At 37.6% G+C, this 16,806-nt stretch carries 16 protein-coding genes; all 16 read left to right on the top strand.

The window, feature by feature from the left end; genetic code table 11:
- Positions 1 to 5: 5 nt before the first annotated feature.
- The 16 genes from nuoL (at position 6) to KPL75_RS12975 (ending at position 16,719) form a co-directional block, all read left to right on the top strand.
- The gene (gene nuoL, locus KPL75_RS13050; RefSeq protein WP_219920936.1) at positions 6 to 1,868 is read left to right on the top strand and encodes an NADH-quinone oxidoreductase subunit L; all 1,863 of its coding nucleotides are present in this window, start codon (positions 6 to 8) and stop codon (positions 1,866 to 1,868) included.
- Positions 1,865 to 3,367, top strand: coding sequence for an NADH-quinone oxidoreductase subunit M (locus KPL75_RS13045; RefSeq protein ID WP_219920935.1), 1,503 nt, complete (start codon positions 1,865 to 1,867; stop codon positions 3,365 to 3,367). The genes nuoL and KPL75_RS13045 overlap by 4 nt, the downstream gene beginning before the upstream one ends.
- A 7-nt stretch (positions 3,368 to 3,374) precedes the next feature.
- On the top strand, positions 3,375 to 4,889 hold the full coding sequence (gene nuoN / locus KPL75_RS13040) for an NADH-quinone oxidoreductase subunit NuoN (protein WP_375141029.1): 1,515 nt from the start codon (positions 3,375 to 3,377) through the stop codon (positions 4,887 to 4,889).
- Between the two features lie 215 nt (positions 4,890 to 5,104).
- Positions 5,105 to 5,341, top strand: coding sequence for a DUF1146 family protein (locus tag KPL75_RS13035; protein ID WP_002113021.1), 237 nt, complete (start codon positions 5,105 to 5,107; stop codon positions 5,339 to 5,341).
- 50 nt (positions 5,342 to 5,391) lie between these two features.
- Entirely contained in the window at positions 5,392 to 6,096 is a 705-nt protein-coding gene (locus tag KPL75_RS13030) for a YwmB family TATA-box binding protein (RefSeq protein WP_181149507.1), read from the top strand.
- Positions 6,097 to 6,135: 39 nt separating this feature from the next.
- Entirely contained in the window at positions 6,136 to 7,440 is a 1,305-nt protein-coding gene (murA, locus tag KPL75_RS13025; RefSeq protein ID WP_219920933.1) for a UDP-N-acetylglucosamine 1-carboxyvinyltransferase, read from the top strand.
- A 268-nt stretch (positions 7,441 to 7,708) separates the two neighbouring features.
- Positions 7,709 to 8,728: a stage II sporulation protein D gene (spoIID, locus tag KPL75_RS13020; RefSeq protein WP_219920932.1), complete on the top strand. Its 1,020-nt coding sequence runs from the start codon at positions 7,709 to 7,711 to the stop codon at positions 8,726 to 8,728.
- A gap of 173 nt (positions 8,729 to 8,901) precedes the next feature.
- Complete coding sequence (locus tag KPL75_RS13015; RefSeq protein WP_219920931.1) at positions 8,902 to 9,909, top strand: LytTR family transcriptional regulator DNA-binding domain-containing protein; 1,008 nt, start codon at positions 8,902 to 8,904, stop codon at positions 9,907 to 9,909.
- A gap of 179 nt (positions 9,910 to 10,088) precedes the next feature.
- On the top strand, positions 10,089 to 10,931 hold the full coding sequence (locus tag KPL75_RS13010; RefSeq protein ID WP_219920930.1) for an ABC transporter ATP-binding protein: 843 nt from the start codon (positions 10,089 to 10,091) through the stop codon (positions 10,929 to 10,931).
- Positions 10,931 to 11,635: an ABC transporter permease gene (locus KPL75_RS13005; RefSeq protein ID WP_219920929.1), complete on the top strand. Its 705-nt coding sequence runs from the start codon at positions 10,931 to 10,933 to the stop codon at positions 11,633 to 11,635. The genes KPL75_RS13010 and KPL75_RS13005 overlap by 1 nt, the downstream gene beginning before the upstream one ends.
- Before the next feature lie 160 nt (positions 11,636 to 11,795).
- The gene (locus tag KPL75_RS13000) at positions 11,796 to 12,719 is read left to right on the top strand and encodes a stage II sporulation protein SpoIIQ (RefSeq protein WP_219920928.1); all 924 of its coding nucleotides are present in this window, start codon (positions 11,796 to 11,798) and stop codon (positions 12,717 to 12,719) included.
- A 141-nt stretch (positions 12,720 to 12,860) separates the two neighbouring features.
- Positions 12,861 to 12,995 (top strand): hypothetical protein, encoded by a 135-nt coding sequence (locus tag KPL75_RS12995; protein ID WP_002016211.1) that lies wholly within the window; start codon positions 12,861 to 12,863, stop codon positions 12,993 to 12,995.
- A gap of 309 nt (positions 12,996 to 13,304) precedes the next feature.
- Positions 13,305 to 13,577: a sporulation transcriptional regulator SpoIIID gene (spoIIID, locus tag KPL75_RS12990; RefSeq protein ID WP_000544010.1), complete on the top strand. Its 273-nt coding sequence runs from the start codon at positions 13,305 to 13,307 to the stop codon at positions 13,575 to 13,577.
- Between the two features lie 161 nt (positions 13,578 to 13,738).
- On the top strand, positions 13,739 to 14,740 hold the full coding sequence (locus KPL75_RS12985) for a rod shape-determining protein (protein WP_219921109.1): 1,002 nt from the start codon (positions 13,739 to 13,741) through the stop codon (positions 14,738 to 14,740).
- A 498-nt stretch (positions 14,741 to 15,238) separates the two neighbouring features.
- Positions 15,239 to 15,673 carry a 3-hydroxyacyl-ACP dehydratase FabZ gene (gene fabZ, locus KPL75_RS12980; RefSeq protein ID WP_000931959.1) on the top strand — a complete coding sequence of 145 codons (435 nt, stop codon included), beginning with the start codon at positions 15,239 to 15,241 and terminating at the stop codon, positions 15,671 to 15,673.
- 368 nt (positions 15,674 to 16,041) lie between these two features.
- A complete protein-coding gene (locus KPL75_RS12975) occupies positions 16,042 to 16,719 on the top strand; it encodes a CpsD/CapB family tyrosine-protein kinase (RefSeq protein ID WP_219920927.1) in 678 nt (225 codons plus the stop codon).
- Positions 16,720 to 16,806 lie beyond the last annotated feature (87 nt).

The following is a 16,806-nucleotide window of genomic DNA, read 5'->3' as shown; positions in this document are numbered from 1 at the left end:
AAACAATGATCGATTATGCATGGCTCATACCGCTTTTCCCGCTTGTTTCGTTTTTGTTACTTATTGTGTTCGGGAAGAAAATTAGAGAGGGAAGTAGTGTACTAGGTATTTTCTTTACCTTGCTCTCCTTTATAGCCGCGGTAGTGGTACTAATAGAACGGTTTTCATCTGAGGCAGTGAAGCATAAGTGGGTATGGCTTAGGGTAGGAGATATAGATATATCATTTGGTTTTGAAGTTACCGCATTAGGAGCTTTAATGTTGTTTATCGTTACGCTTGTGAGTTTTCTTGTACATGTGTACTCAAAAGGTTATATGAAAGGTGACGAAAGGTTACCAACCTTTTATGCATATTTAGGGCTCTTTACATTTGCGATGCTTGGGCTAGTTATATCGACGAATTTATTACAGCTTTATATATTTTGGGAGTTAGTCGGCCTTGGTTCGTTTTTACTTATCGGTTTTTATTTCTTTAAAGAAGAAGCGAAGGCTGCTGCGAAAAAGGCTTTTATTATGACACGCATTGGGGATGTTGGGCTATTTATTGGGATGATATTGATTTTTTGGCACGCAGGTAGTTTTGAATATGACGCGATTTTTAAAGCGATTCATACGGGCGACCTCTCTCCTTCTATGATTACAATAACGGCGATATTAATTTTTATCGGTGCGATGGGGAAATCGGGCCAGTTTCCGCTTCATACATGGTTACCTGATGCAATGGAAGGACCGACGCCTGTTTCGGCGCTTATTCACGCGGCAACGATGGTTGCAGCCGGCGTATATTTAGTAGCGACGATGTTTCCGCTATTTTCAGCAAGTGCGGTAGCGATGCAAACTGTGGCAATCGTTGGGGCTTTCACCGCAATCTTTGCGGCCTCTATTGGTCTAGTGCAAACTGATATTAAGAGGGTTCTTGCTTATTCTACAGTTAGTCAGCTCGGGTATATGATGCTTGCGCTAGGCTCTGCTGGTTATGTAGCTGGTATCTTTCACTTAACGACACACGCCTTTTTTAAAGCATTATTGTTCCTGGCAGCAGGAAGTGTAATTCATGCAGTCCATACGCAAAACATTAATAAAATGGGCGGTTTACAGAAAAAGATGAAAGTAACCGGTGCACTATTTTTAATAGGCACACTTGCAATTAGTGGTGTTCCCCTTCTTTCTGGATTTTTTAGTAAAGATGAAATTTTAGCGGCGGCTTGGATGAATGGCAATTACTTTCTATTCGTTTTAGCAGTAATTGCGGCATTTCTAACAGCATTTTATATGTTCCGTTTATACTTTCTTGTCTTTACAGGGGAAACGAAGACGAAGGAAGAGGTGCATGAATCGCCTCGCACCATGACGTATCCGATGATTGTCCTTGGTGTTCTTGCGGTAGTGGCAGGCTATATAAATACACCGTGGTTCGGAACGTTTCTCGGGGATTGGCTTACGAAAGATATAGGATTCCAGGTGAAGGAAGTGCATGGACCTGTTTGGATTATGGTTGTTGCGACGCTCGTTTCATTTGCGGGAATTGCCCTCGCATATTTCATATATGGCAAGAAATCTATCTCTAGAGATTGGGCCGGCGGAGAAGAGACGTCTCTTTATAACCTTTTGAAAGAAAAATATTATGTGGATGAACTATACAATGTGACGGTGCTTCCTATTACGAAAGGAATCGCTCATGTGCTTCGCTTATTTGAATTATACGTTGTAGAAGGAATTGCAGTTTTAATTATTGGATTGGTTAAAGGTATGAGTGGCCTAGGATCGCGGCTTCAAAACGGGAATGTACAAGTGTATGGAACTGTAACAGCAGTTTCGCTCGCAGTGCTCCTAATTATTTTGTTATATACGGGAGGGGATTTACGGTGAATGGATTGCTATTAACGTTCTTCATTTTTTCCCCACTTTTAGGAATTCTCTTGCTTTTATTAACGCCGAAACGAGAATCGCGTACAGTGCAGGCGCTTGGTTTATTCGGAACGGCGCTTCCATTTGGAATTGCTATCGTTCTCGCTTGTACATACGCTTCAGGAAAGAGTTTATCGATATTTGATGAAAAAGTGAAATGGATTAAATTTGGGGATTTCACAGCAGTGGACAAACGGTGGTTTTCAATTTATTACGAGCTTGGTATTGATGGTTTATCACTTGTAATGATGGTGCTCACAGCACTTCTAGCGATGCTTGCAGCTATTGCGGCATTTTCTATTAAAAGAAATTTGAAAGCATTCTACATGCTGTTACTCATGTTAGAAATAGGGATGCTCGGTGTCTTCGCTGCTCAAAATTTAATGCTGTTCTTCATCTTCTTTGAAATTACGTTGCCGCCAATGTTTTTATTAATTGGCAAGTGGGGGAAATTGTCGAGTGAAAAGGCTGCATATAGTTATTTAATATATAACGGTATTGGATCAGCTATTTTACTTATCGTTTTCTCGGTTTTATTTGCGAAAACAGGTACAACAAATATTGCGGAGCTTAAAGAAATATTAACGAGTTTAGGTGCTGGGGGAGGAATGGCCGTTTCAAGTAACTTACAGTTCGGCTTGTTTCTTGCCATAATGATTGCTTTTGCGATTAAACTTCCCGTTTTCCCTTTGCATCGCTGGATGGTCAATGTACACATAGAAGCGCATCCTGCTGTAGTTATGCTTCATGCGGGGGTTTTGCTGAAGATTGGTGCCTACGGTATTGTTCGCTTCGGGAAAGGACTATTCCCAGAATATTTTCGTGAGTTTGCAACGCTAATTGCGATTTTAGGAGTCATTAATTTATTGTACGGGGCCTTTCTAGCGCTTATCCAAACGGACTTTAGAAAGGTGCTTGCTTACTCTAGTATTTCGCATATGGGCATTGTATTAATGGGACTTGCGGCGTTAAATGCACCAGGTACACAAGGGGCGCTGTTCCAAGTTGTGTCTCACGGTTTAATTGCGGCCTTGCTCTTCTTCTTGCTTGGCATTATTGAAGAGCGTTTCGGGACTTCGGATATTACAGCACTTGGTGGACTTGCAAAAAGTGTTCCGGTGCTTAGCGGTTTCTTCCTAGCGGGCGGTATGGCATCGCTTGGAATGCCAGGGATGTCCGGATTTATTAGCGAATTCCTTGCCTTTCTCGGTTTATTCCAAGGGAAACCTGTTATCGCCGCCGCCGGTGTACTTGGAATTATTTTAACCGCTGTATACGTATTAAGAGCGACACTTCAAGTGACATTTGGTAAGAAAGAGTGGGAAGCGAAACCTGATATACACGGATGGGAGTACGTTCCTGTTATAGTACTTATCGTCTGTATTATTGCAATTGGGGTAATGCCAGAATTACTAGGGGATCCGCTTCAAACTACATTGAAAACATTGGGGGTGAAGTAGGATGGATATGAACACATTACTTAGCTTATCATGGCATTTCATGGTACCAGAATTCATTATTCTCGGGGCAACCATCCTCCTTTCCGTATGTGATTTGTTTTTTAAGCTGAACCATAGGTACGTTGCGATTGGCGCAATTGCGGCTGCCCTGTTAGCGATAGTGTCATTAATTACGCTATACAGCGAACCGGCAGGAGATATTTTAAATGGATCGTTTGTGTTAGATGGATTTTCAAAAGGATTTAAAACGTTGTTATTAATCGGAGCAGCCCTCATCTTATGTATGGCAATGAGCGATGACAAGAAGGATCCTATCGGGGATAAGGGAGAATATTATTATTTAATCTTAATGGCGCTTCTTGGAGCGATGTTCATGGCTTCAAGTGTTGATTTCATCACACTATTTGTAGGTTTAGAGTTGCTTTCGCTTTCTTCCTATATTTTAGTAGGAATCCGAAAAAGAAATCGTGCATCGAATGAGGCTGCAATGAAATATGTCATTAACGGAGGAATTGGAACAGCAATTACACTCTTTGGAATGAGTTATTTATACGGTATTACAGGATCGACCAACATAGTGGAAATGCAAAAGGCATTTACGCAAGGATTGGCCGGGGGCATTCAATTATTGTTAGCTCTCGCATTTCTACTTTTGCTCGTTGGACTCTCATTCAAAATTGCAACAGTTCCATTTCATATGTGGGCACCAGATGTGTATGAGGGAGCGGCTACACCTGTCACTGCTTTTCTCGGAACAATTTCTAAAATTGCTGGTTTTCTACTCATTACGCGTTTGTTTCTTATAGTGTTTGCGGGTGTGGCAATCCAAGGAGACGCACAATCTTTGTACGGGCGCATGAGTATATATATTGCGGTACTAGCTAGTATTACAATGATTGTTGGGAACGTAGTAGCATTAAAGCAATACAACGTAAAACGTCTATTTGCCTATTCAGGTATCGCGCATGCTGGGTATTTGCTAGTCCCCCTTGTAGCGCTATCACAGTTTACGATGGATAGCATGTGGTTTTATATGCTTGCATATATGCTTATGAATATAGGAGCATTTGCAATCATCCATGGATTAATCTTACAAAATGATAAGGAAAATATGACGATTTTTACAGGATTATACAAGCGATCCCCATTTACCGCTATAATGATGACGGTCTTTATCTTATCATTAGCTGGAATACCCGGGACAGCAGGCTTCATCGGGAAAATTAACATCTTTTTAGGGGCACTTCATGTTGAACCTGCTCATTACGTATTAGCTTCTATTATGATGGGGACAACAGTTATTTCATTCGTATATTACTTCCGGATATTACAGCAAATGTTTTTCCGTAATGGAGAGACAGACGAGAGAATTCAGTTACCGTTAAATATAAAGATTGTCATGAGTCTTTGCGCAATTTCAATTGTAATACTGGGGATTATGCCGATGATTGGTTACAATTTCTTCTATGAATATTTTCCATTAATGAAAGATTTCTTCTTCTTAGGGAACGTGGTACAATAGTAAAAATAAGAGGTGTAGAGTCCGTACTCTACGCTTTTTATTGTGGAGTAACAGCAAATGAAAACACCTATAGGTATATGTTTTTTAACAGAAAATTACGATGTAAAATGTAAGATGCTTATTTGCGTGTGAAAAAGTGTGGCTTCTACTTATTTATGGTATCGTTTTTTACATTTTGCGTAAGTAGTAGCCAAGCAAAAAAAGGGGTCGATTTTTTGGCACATCTTTTAGGGCAACAAGCACTGATTGCCATTGTTTCACATTTATTATTTATTACCATTACGTGGTGGGCCTTACAAGGTATTCACATTGAGCGCTTAATGAAGTCTGGGAAAGTGATGCAGACGAGAGTATTACTCATCCTAATTACAATTACAATTGGGACATCTGTAAGTAACTTTTTCCTTGATTATTTAGGCTATTCAAAGAGTTTAACGTATTTAGTAAAGTAAGTGTATAGAACCTCATATCTCCGTTAACAATGGGGATAGGGGGGATGAAATTGAAGTTTAAAGCCATTCTTATCGTTATCGTGAGTGTTGTTTTATTTTTGGTTGGATATAAAGAGATGAAACCTATAAGCGATGAACAGAAAATGGAGAGCATGATTGCAGCTTTAGAGAAAAATGATGCAAAAGTAGAGCGGTGGTCATGGTTAGCACGAGAAACGAAAACAATTTCTAATATACATACGTTTCAAAAATTGTTAAACGATGTGAAGGAAGAGGCAAACATTGAAAGTTGGGAATTAGAACAATCTCCAGATGGATATAAGGCTACATCCTATAAAAAATCTTCTTCACATGAAGAACGAATAGTAGTAACTTGGAGTAAGGAAAATACTAAAGAAAACACTTTTATTATTTTTGAAGTGAGCGGGGCGAAATGGGACCCGAAGTACGTTCAGAACATAGATAAAATTTTTAGTGAAAAACCTATAATTTACACTTGTGTTCAAGGTGTACTGAATGATAAGATTGAAGGTGTTTTGCAAAATAAAACCAATCAGGTTTTGAAAGATCTTTCAGCAAGAGCGATCGAACAGATAGAAGAAAGAGCATTTGTATCAGTCTCCGCATATAATAAAAAGTGGAATGACGCTCTTTCAACAAATAGAGAGAAAATAAATGTGCAAATAGCAATACGTTCTACAAACAACAAAGATACAATTGTGGTTGGCACACCGATCATAACTTCTGAGTATTGAGTGAATAGATACTGAAAAAAGGACACGGAGGGGAATAATTTGGAAAAGATCATCGTCCGTGGCGGAAAGCGGTTAAGCGGCACAGTGCGTGTTGAGGGCGCAAAAAATGCTGTATTACCTATAATCGCTGCAGCCCTATTAGCGAGTGACGGAAAGAATGTACTATCTGAAGTACCAGTATTATCTGATGTATACACAATTAACGAGGTATTACGTCATTTAAATGCTGAAGTCGTATTTGAAAATAACCAAGTAACAATCGATTCTTCTAAAGAATTAAATATTGAAGCACCATTTGAGTATGTACGTAAGATGCGTGCATCTGTTCAAGTAATGGGACCATTATTAGCACGTAATGGTCGTGCTCGTATTGCACTTCCTGGTGGATGTGCAATTGGTTCACGTCCAATTGACCAACATTTAAAAGGCTTCGAAGCAATGGGAGCGAAAGTAAAAGTTGGTAACGGATTTGTTGAGGCACACGTAGAGGGCGAACTAAAAGGAGCTAAAATTTATTTAGACTTCCCAAGCGTAGGCGCGACAGAAAACATTATGTCTGCAGCTACATTAGCAAAAGGGACAACAGTCCTTGAAAACGCAGCGAAAGAGCCAGAAATCGTTGACTTAGCTAACTTCTTAAATGCAATGGGAGCGAAAGTACGCGGAGCTGGAACTGGAACGATTCGTATTGAAGGCGTTGAAAAATTATATGGTGCAAACCACCCTATTATTCCTGACCGTATTGAAGCAGGAACATTCATGGTTGCAGCGGCAATTACAGGTGGAGACATCTTAATTGAAAATGCTGTTCCTGAACATTTACGCTCAATTACAGCGAAAATGGAAGAAATGGGTGTTAAAATTATTGAGGAAAATGAAGGTGTACGTGTTATCGGCCCAGATAAGTTAAAAGCGGTTGATATTAAAACTATGCCTCATCCAGGTTTCCCAACAGACATGCAATCACAAATGATGGCATTATTACTACATGCTGATGGAACAAGTATGATTACAGAAACGGTATTCGAAAACCGCTTTATGCACGTTGAAGAATTCCGTCGTATGAATGCTGATATTAAAATCGAAGGTCGTTCTGTAATTATGAACGGTCCAAGTAGCTTGCAAGGTGCTGAAGTAGGCGCAACTGATTTACGTGCAGCAGCAGCATTAATTTTAGCTGGTTTAGTATCAGAAGGTTATACTCGTGTAACAGAGTTAAAACATCTTGACCGTGGTTATGTAGATTTCCATAAGAAATTAGCTGCATTAGGTGCAACTATTGAACGTGTAAACGAAAAAGTAGAAGAAGTGACAGAACAAGAAGTTTCTGATCTTCACGCTTAATTGAAATAGTCTCTATGTCTTTTGACGTAGGGGCTATTTTTTTTGGGTTATTACTGTTATAGTCAATAAATTCTATACTTATGCACGTCTCAGTAAAAATATTTAGAGAATTTTCGTTTTATTTCGTTATTTGCGATCAGTAAGACGCCCACCTCAAAACTCCACCTCATTATAGTTTCACTTTATACCGATACCTCCAAGTATGTTCTAAAAGATCCCGGATTTCCATAAGAATGAAAGGAATCCAACTTTATATTGGGGGAATAGGATGAAATTTTCAAAGCCACTTTTCATTACAGTAGCGCTCTTAATAGCGCTCGTTATCATTGTACCTGCTGCCCTTGTTATTCCATTTGCGAAAGCAAAAGTAGGGGAAGAAGCAGCTTCTAAAACTCCTCCAGCGATAGAAAGTATACCAGCTCCAGGGAAAGTGGATACAGCGGTTCAAGTTGCTGTATACCGTGATCAGCAGAAGAAGGTAGAAACATTACCTATGGAGGAGTATGTGGCCGGTGTAGTAGCTTCTGAGATGAATGCCAGCTTTGAAACAGAGGCGCTAAAGGCGCAGGCATTAGCAGCAAGAACATTTGTAGTGCAGCGTATGCTAAGCGGTGGTAAGAAAAACAATGCGGACGTGACAGATACGGTGAAAGATCAAGTGTACAAAAGCAAAGCGGAATTGAAGAAACAATGGGGTAATAACTACGAAAATAATTTAAAGAAAATTGAGGAAGCCGTTTCGAAAACTGCAGGACAAGTTTTAACGTATGATGGAAAACCAATTTCAGCATCCTTCTTCTCAACGAGTAACGGACGAACAGAAAATGCAGCTGATTATTGGGGGAATGATTATCCGTACTTAAAGAGTGTAGATAGTCCGTGGGATCAAGCCTCTCCAAAATTTACGAGTGAGCAAAAATTCACAGTAGCTGAATTTCAAAAACGTCTCGGTGTGAAAGTACTAGCGGACGGAAAGGTTGGTAATATTAAAGACCTTACGGAAGGAAAACGAGTAAAGGATGTAGCGTTTCAAGGTAAAACATTAACAGGAAAACAAGTTCGTGAAAAGTTAGACTTACGCTCCTCAGATTTTACGTGGAAACAAGAAGGAGATAACATCACCGTTATAACGAAAGGGTTCGGTCACGGCGTCGGTATGAGCCAGTACGGTGCGAATGGTATGGCAGCGGAAGGTAAGAAATATACAGATATAGTCGCTCATTACTATAAAGGTGTTGAAATAAAGACGATGAACGAGTATGAAGGGAAATTGATGGTGAAAAAATAGAACGCAAGAGAGACCGTCTCAAAAGGTATTTTGGGATGGTCTTTTCATATGTATAAGTTGCTACTCTCATCGATTTTGGGACAGGTCCTTATTTGTTAGGGTACTTCATAAAATATCATAATTTTCCATAAAATGTTTGGTATAATTAGAGAAAAACATTTGGAGGAAACAGAATGGCGTTATTGGAGCTGAAACAGTTAGGGAAGACGAACCAGTTACCAGCAATTGAACTAGAGGTTGAAAAAGGGCAATGTGTTGTTTTGCAATGTAATAATCATACAGCTAAAGTGTTGCATCGCATTATTATCGGAGAAGAAGAGGCTTCTTCGGGTAGTGTGTTATTTGAAGGGGAGCCGATTGGAAAGAAAGTATATTCACGCATCGGTTTTTGTTTTTTGAAAGATGAAGCATACGACCGTTTGAAAGTGAAAGAGTACTTCAAGTTTTTATTAGGGCTTTATGAATCAAATATGAGTATAGAAGAAGTAGTACAATATGTCGGTCTCTTAGATAAATTAAACGTGAAAATAGAAAAATTGTCATTTTCAGAGAAACGTCGCCTTCATATCGGGCGGGTTATGATTCATAATCCAGATTTAATTATTTTGGAAGAGCCGGAGCAAAATGTAGATACAGAGAGTACGATCATTATTCGAAAAGCGATTATGAAAATGAAAGAGCAAGGAAAGGCAATCTTTATTACGTCCTCCTTTTTATCGGATGCCCTTTCGTTGACAGAAGATGTATACATATTAAACAATGATGGTGTGAAAAAGATAGAAATAGAGCAAGAAGAAGTTGAAGAAGTAGATGAAGAAAAAGTAGTTCAAATGATTCCGCAAATGAAACTTGAAAGAATTCCAGCGAAAGTGAACGATAAAATCATTTTACTGGATCCGATGGAGATCCATTTCATTGAAACACAAAATGGAGTGACACATATTCATGTGCGCGAAGGTGACTTCGTATGCGCATTAACATTAAGTGAACTAGAAACGAGATTAACAGGATTCGGATTCTTTAGATGTCATCGCTCGTACCTCGTTAATTTACAAAGAGTACGAGAAGTCATTACTTGGACACGTAATAGCTTTAGTTTAATTTTGGATGACGAAAGAAAAAGTTCAATCCCGCTTTCAAAAGGACGAATGGATGAATTAAAAGATGTGATTGGGCTATAAAAGTGCTCCAATAAGCTCAAAATACGATTCATTCACCGGTAAAAATACTCCTTTTACCGGTATTTTACTGCGTAAACCCTTTGTTTTTCATATGATTGAGTCAAGAAAAGCGAAACAACCAAATCGAAACTTGCGAAAGCGAATTTCATCTATATAAGAAAAACAAAGGGGATGAAGAAATGACATTGGCAATTGAAATGAAAGATGTAATGAAAAGTTTCGATGGAAAAACGGCCCTTCGAAATGTAAATATTGAGGTGAAGCAAGGAGAAATCTTTGGATTCCTCGGACCGAGTGGATCTGGTAAAACAACAACAGTAAAAATATTAACTTCTCAATTGCTTCATAGCGTTGGAACTGTAAGAGTGTTAGGTAAAGACATTACAGGACCAAGTAGCATCGATTACAAACGAATCGGTATTTTAACAGACAACAGCGGCCTATACGAAAGACTTAGCATTTATGATAACTTACTATTATTTTGTGACTTATACGATTGCAAAAAAGAACGAATTGATGAAGTGTTAGCACAAGTGAACTTATTGGATGATAAAAAAACACAGGTGAAAAAATTATCAAAAGGAATGAAGCAGCGCGTCACATTAGCGAGAGCGATCCTTCATAAACCAGATATCCTCTTCTTAGACGAACCAACATCCGCACTCGATCCAGTTAACGTACAAAACATTCATAAAATCTTAAGAGACTTAAATAAAGAAGGAACGACGATTTTCTTAACGACGCACAATATGGACGAAGCAGAAACACTTTGTAACCGCATTGCCTTCCTTTGTGGGGGAGAAATTGTAGCGCTTGATACACCAGAAAACCTTCGCCTACAATACGCGAAAGATCAAATACAAGTCGTATTAAAAGATAAGCAAAAAGAAGTAGTGCAAAAAGATGAATTAGGTGCAAAACGTATTTCAGAATGGATGAAAAAAGGTGAATTACTATCCATTCATTCACACGAACCAACGCTAGGCGATATCTTTATTGAAGTTACTGGGAGGGGATTATAATGACATTTTCAATGAGACGTGTATCAGCTATTTTTAGGAAAGAGGTACAAGATTTTAAGACAAATTCACAAGTGTTGTTAATGGCATCTTTACCACTTATATTTTCGGTTATATATAGCAAATTTGGAGTGGGCAAGCAAGTGTTGGGTACTACTACTATAATGTCTCTCCTGTTTGTCGCAGGTTTTGTTCAATCTATGGTAATTGCAGAAGAAAAAGAAAAACATACATTACGTGTGTTAATGTTATCGCCAGCATCTTCTGTTGAAGTTCTTCTTGGAAAGAGTCTATTAACAGCTGGTCTGACGATGATCATTTGTATTGCGAATTTATTCATTTTAGATCAATTAAATATAAATCTTCCATTGGTAGGATTGATATTCTTATGTGGAATTATTTTATTTATCGCGATGGGAACAATGATTGGATTACTTGCATCTTCTGTACCGCAAACATCATTAATTGGAATGCCTATTTTAATGACGATGTATTTAGCTGTACAATTTGAGGCATTTGTTGAAAATACAAAAATTAAGACGATGATTGGATATCTCCCAACATCTCATATTACAAAAGCGATGAACGGTTTAGTAGATGGAGCAGGCTTTAGTAGTATGGGTGGTCATGTGTTGAACATTACAGTTTGGTTTATCATTTCGCTTGTTGTATGTTTAATCGTATATAAGAAGAAACAATTAGACTAAAAACTGAGCCAAAAAGCTCAGTTTTTTCTTTTTTCATCATTTCCTCGGAAATTTTGCAATTCTTATACATATTTTTACAGATTTTGTCGAAAAGTAATTAGTTATAGGTTGTATAGGATGAGTGAATATTGTTCAAAATGATTGCTGAGGTGATGATGGAATGCGAGGAAGAAATAGTAAAAATTCGCGAAAAGTAGTACATTTATTTCAAAAAAGATGGGTGTTTCCGGCACTATACATTGCTTGTGCAGCGGTAATCTTAATGGTTGCGCTATGGTTCCAGGGAGCTAATCCAAAGAAAGCTCCGAACCAAGATCAAGCAACACCGTATACACAAACGGAAAATCCAGCAGTACCGGTAACAAAATCTTCAGAAGTAGTGAAAATGCCAGCTGCAGTAAATGCAGAAGTAGTAGTACAGAAGAAATTCTATGAAGATGCAGCATCAGAGGCGGAACAAGAAAAAGCACTTGTCTTTTATAACAACACATATTCCCCAAATAAAGGGATCGACATTGCTGCGAAAAACGGAAAAGAATTTGATGTTACAGCTGCTTTAAGTGGTACAGTAACGAAAGCTGAAAAAGATTCACTTCTTGGTTATGTTGTAACAGTAGATAGTGGAAATGGTGTAGCAGCATCTTATCAAAGCTTAGGCAATGTGAAAGTAGAAAAAGGTGCAAGAGTTGCGCAAGGTGAAGTGTTAGGAAAATCAGGTCTAAATGCAATGAATAAAGATGCAGGTTCTTACGTTCACTTTGAAGTACGTAAAGACAATGTGGCTGTGAACCCTGAGCGCTATTTAAATAAATCAGTAGCAGAAATTAAAGCTGCTGCAGGTGCTGCAAAGGCGACAAATGCTTCTGGTAAAAAAGCTGATGACAAATCTCAAAAAGAAGAAAAGTCAACAAGCACGAAACCAGAAAGTAAAACAGAAGATAAGTCTCAAAAAGAAGAGAAATCAACAAGCGGCTCGACTAGTGATAAAGAGACGAACGGCAAACAAGATGACAAATCTCAAAAAGAAGAAAAATCAACGAATGGTTCTACAGAATCATCTAACGATTCTTCTTCACAAGAATAATAAAGTAAAAAAATCAGTTCTCATGAGGAGAACTGATTTTTTTATTTTTATATAAAAATAATCAATTTCGAGAAAAAAGTTGCAATAACAAGGAAAAATGACGAGATTCTCGAATATATATTACAAAAGGGAGGGGATACTGTGTCATTTTTATCTGTTCTGTCGATTGCTATTATTTTATTGTTTGTTTTATTCGCTTTATACTATTATATTGCCGGTAAGAAAGAAGTTCCCCACCATCAGTTGTTAGAAGAAGAGTATGAAAGAGAAGAGTGACACCTTTTATAAAGAGGTGTCACTTTTTTTCGCCATAATTGTCATTGTTAACGTATTTCTCACAAAAAAACGTAATTTTTCTTAACTTAGTCCGCAAAAATAGTGAACATGTAGCATATATCAGTAGTGCGGGCAATACAATGGTATAAACCAATGCAAAGAGAGTGTTTGAGGTGAGAAATCGTGAATCATTTCATTATAAATCCAAGAATGTTTAACGCTTACAAACAGCACTCACATTTACTTCATAGTCGTATGCAGCGAGTCTCATTTCACACTTCTCACATCCAATTTAGGGAGGCGAGTGGTGTGCACGATTACATCAAAGAGAGAACTATCAAGATTGGCAAGTATATCGTGGAGACAAGAAAGACAGTGCGTGTAATTGCAAAGGAGTTTGGGGTATCAAAGAGTACAGTCCATAAAGATTTAACAGAACGTTTGCCAGAAATTAATCCAGAGCTCGCAAATGAAGTGAAAGAAATTCTTGATTATCATAAGTCTATTCGTCATTTAAGAGGGGGAGAAGCAACAAAACAGAAGTATCGTAAAGAAGATATAGAAAAGCCTGTACGCCAATAAATATAAGAAAGCAAACATTCCTTGCAAATTCGGTAATATTTTTCAGAAGAATTCTTTTTGCGAATATTACGTTTCTGTTAAATTTATGATAAAATCAGAAATTAGGTGTAAAAGAATTCGGGTGTAACCTGATTTTGAATATCGAGGAGGAAATGACGGGAATGTTTGCGAGAGATATCGGAATTGACCTAGGTACGGCTAATGTATTAATTCATGTTAAAGGTAAGGGTATTGTATTAAATGAGCCATCTGTTGTGGCAATTGATCGTAATAGTGGAAAAGTATTAGCAGTAGGTGAAGAAGCAAGAAGTATGGTGGGACGTACACCTGGTAATATCGTGGCAATTCGTCCACTTAAAGATGGTGTAATCGCAGATTTCGAAATTACAGAAGCAATGTTAAAGTATTTCATTAACAAATTGGACGTGAAGAGCTTCTTTTCAAAACCTCGCATTTTAATTTGCTGTCCAACAAATATCACATCTGTAGAGCAAAAAGCAATTCGCGAGGCTGCTGAACGTTCAGGTGGCAAAACAGTATTTTTAGAAGAAGAACCAAAAGTAGCGGCAGTTGGTGCTGGTATGGAAATCTTCCAACCAAGCGGTAACATGGTTGTTGATATTGGTGGAGGTACAACAGATATCGCCGTACTTTCTATGGGTGATATTGTTACCTCTTCCTCTATCAAAATGGCTGGCGATAAGTTTGATATGGAGATCTTAAACTACGTTAAACGTAAGTATAAGCTATTAATTGGAGAACGTACTTCAGAAAATATTAAAATTAAAGTTGGTACAGTATTCCCAGGTGCACGCAGTGAAGAGCTTGAAATTCGCGGACGTGACATGGTAACAGGTTTACCACGTACAATTACAGTATGCTCTGAAGAAATTACAGAAGCACTAAAAGAAGACGCAGCTATCATTGTACAAGCTGCAAAAGGCGTACTAGAGCGTACACCACCAGAACTATCTGCGGACATTATCGACCGCGGTGTTATTCTAACAGGCGGTGGAGCTTTATTACACGGTATCGACATGCTTCTTGCAGAAGAATTAAAGGTACCAGTATTAATCGCTGAAAACCCAATGCAATGTGTTGCTATTGGTACAGGTGTTATGTTAGAGAATATCGATAAATTACCACGTCGTGCATTGAAATAAAGTGAAACTTTAATCAGTGGGAGGTTTATCCCCCGCTGATTACTAGCCTTCACCAATCGGGATAAAGTGAGAAGGACTAAGGTATCAAACCTTGGTCCTTTTTTATTTTTTTATATCTTTATATTTTTATATTTTTTTAATTTATTAAGAAAATAGAAGGAAAATAAAGAAAAATAGAGAAAACAGGTAAAATATTCATATATATGGTTAAATTTAATATTTCCATATTTGAAAACGTTTGTAATATAATGAGTCGAATACGACATTAAGGCAAAAAATGTTCGAATACATATTGCCTTTCCCTAATTTGGGCATACACTCTTTTCTACCTCCGTGTCAGTTGCTGAGAAGTGCAACTATTTTAATGGAATAGAGTGTGTGCATTTTTTTATAATAGGAAGTAAATTTTTACTTTATAATGACAAATAATAAACTAAATGGGATAATAACAATATGTCCAAGTGGTAAGACCAATATTGTAAAAGGGGCGATTGTTACATGCTAAATATAGAACAAATTAAAGAAATCATTCCTCACCGCTATCCATTTCTACTTGTTGATAAAATATTAGAAGTAGATGAAGGGAAAAGAGCGGTTGGAATTAAAAATGTATCCGCAAACGAGGAGTTCTTTAACGGACACTTCCCAGATTATGCAGTTATGCCCGGCGTACTTATTGTAGAAGCATTAGCGCAAGTTGGAGCAGTTGCTGTATTAAAGAAAGAAGAAAACCGCGGAAGACTTGCTTTCTTCGCAGGTATCGACAACTGTCGCTTCAAAAAACAAGTGCGTCCAGGTGATCAACTTCGTTTAGAAGTAGAAATGACGCGCGTACGTGGTCCAATTGGAAAAGGAAAAGCAATCGCAACAGTAGATGGTGAAGTTGCATGTGAAGCTGAAATTACATTTGCAATTGGTGATAAGAAAGAATAGATAGTGATTAAAAAAATCCTTCTGTAATATGCAGAAGGATTTTTTTAATCACTATATTTTTTATTTGAAATATTAAAATGCAGAGTAATCAGAATTTTAATTGTAAATGAATGGGAGTTTGTATATAATGACGCTATAAATATCTTGAAATCAAGATGAATGATAGCGCGATAAAGATAGAGATGCCGTTGTCACATTATGGAGGTTATAAGATAGGACAAAGGTTATTATGATTCGTTATGATGAACTGTAGAGGAAAGTAATGGGGAAATTTAACGGTAGAAGTAAATGAAAAATAGGCGTAGCATATCGAGCATAAAAGAGAAAAAGGGGAAAATGTCGTATTTTGAAAAAGAGGAGACCATAACATGTTCGGGAAAAAAACAAGAAAGCCACTAAGACAATTAATTACACATAAAGAGCCTAAATCACGTATTGCAGAACAATACCGTAACATTCGTACAAATATTGAATTTACATCAGTAGATAATCATATTCGTTCTATTATTGTCACTTCAGCAGATCCTGGAGATGGGAAAACAACGACTATTTCTAATCTAGCAGTTGTTTTCGGTCAACAAGGGAAAAAAGTACTGTTAATAGGGGCGGACTTACGTAAGCCAACATTACAAAACTTATTTGCGGTTCATAATCCAAATGGTTTAACAAATTTATTATCAGGACAAGCTTCGTTTATGCAATGTATTCAAAAAACAGACATAGATAATGTATATATCATGCCAGCAGGCCCAATTCCGCCAAACCCTGCAGAATTATTAGGATACCGTAAAATGGACGAAATGCTTTTAGAGGCATATAAGATGTTCGACGTCATTCTAATCGATACGCCTCCTGTGCTGGCGGTTACAGACGCGCAAATACTTGCAAACAAATGCGATGGAGTTGTATTAGTAGCTCGTAGTGAAAAAACAGAAAAAGATAAACTGATAAAGGCGAAACAAATATTAGATAAAGCATCTGGAAAACTACTTGGCGTCGTTTTAAATGATAAAAAAGAAGAACAAGAACAATATGGATATTATTAGAAAATAATGTGTAAAATAGTAATTTTTAAAACTGGTAAGTGTTTTTACCAGTTTTTTTGAATTATTTTAAAATTATATATTGAATTA

It is taken from the genome of Bacillus sp. NP247, from assembly GCF_018966865.1.
GTDB lineage: Bacteria > Bacillota > Bacilli > Bacillales > Bacillaceae_G > Bacillus_A.
The sequence above is the reverse complement of the archived record's forward strand: the minus strand, read 5'-3'. Positions and strand labels throughout refer to the sequence as shown.

Bases quoted from the DNA above. Each gene is read 5' to 3' on its own strand.
- nuoN (WP_375141029.1), top strand. From the start codon at position 3,375: ATGAACACATTACTTAGCTTATCATGGCATTTCATGGTACCAGAATTC.
- KPL75_RS13000 (WP_219920928.1), top strand. From the start codon at position 11,796: ATGCGAGGAAGAAATAGTAAAAATTCGCGAAAAGTAGTACATTTATTT.
- KPL75_RS13010 (WP_219920930.1), top strand. From the start codon at position 10,089: ATGACATTGGCAATTGAAATGAAAGATGTAATGAAAAGTTTCGATGGA.
- fabZ (WP_000931959.1), top strand. From the start codon at position 15,239: ATGCTAAATATAGAACAAATTAAAGAAATCATTCCTCACCGCTATCCA.
- spoIID (WP_219920932.1), top strand. From the start codon at position 7,709: ATGAAATTTTCAAAGCCACTTTTCATTACAGTAGCGCTCTTAATAGCG.
- KPL75_RS12985 (WP_219921109.1), top strand. From the start codon at position 13,739: ATGTTTGCGAGAGATATCGGAATTGACCTAGGTACGGCTAATGTATTA.
- KPL75_RS12975 (WP_219920927.1), top strand. From the start codon at position 16,042: ATGTTCGGGAAAAAAACAAGAAAGCCACTAAGACAATTAATTACACAT.
- KPL75_RS13015 (WP_219920931.1), top strand. From the start codon at position 8,902: ATGGCGTTATTGGAGCTGAAACAGTTAGGGAAGACGAACCAGTTACCA.
- nuoL (WP_219920936.1), top strand. From the start codon at position 6: ATGATCGATTATGCATGGCTCATACCGCTTTTCCCGCTTGTTTCGTTT.
- KPL75_RS13005 (WP_219920929.1), top strand. From the start codon at position 10,931: ATGACATTTTCAATGAGACGTGTATCAGCTATTTTTAGGAAAGAGGTA.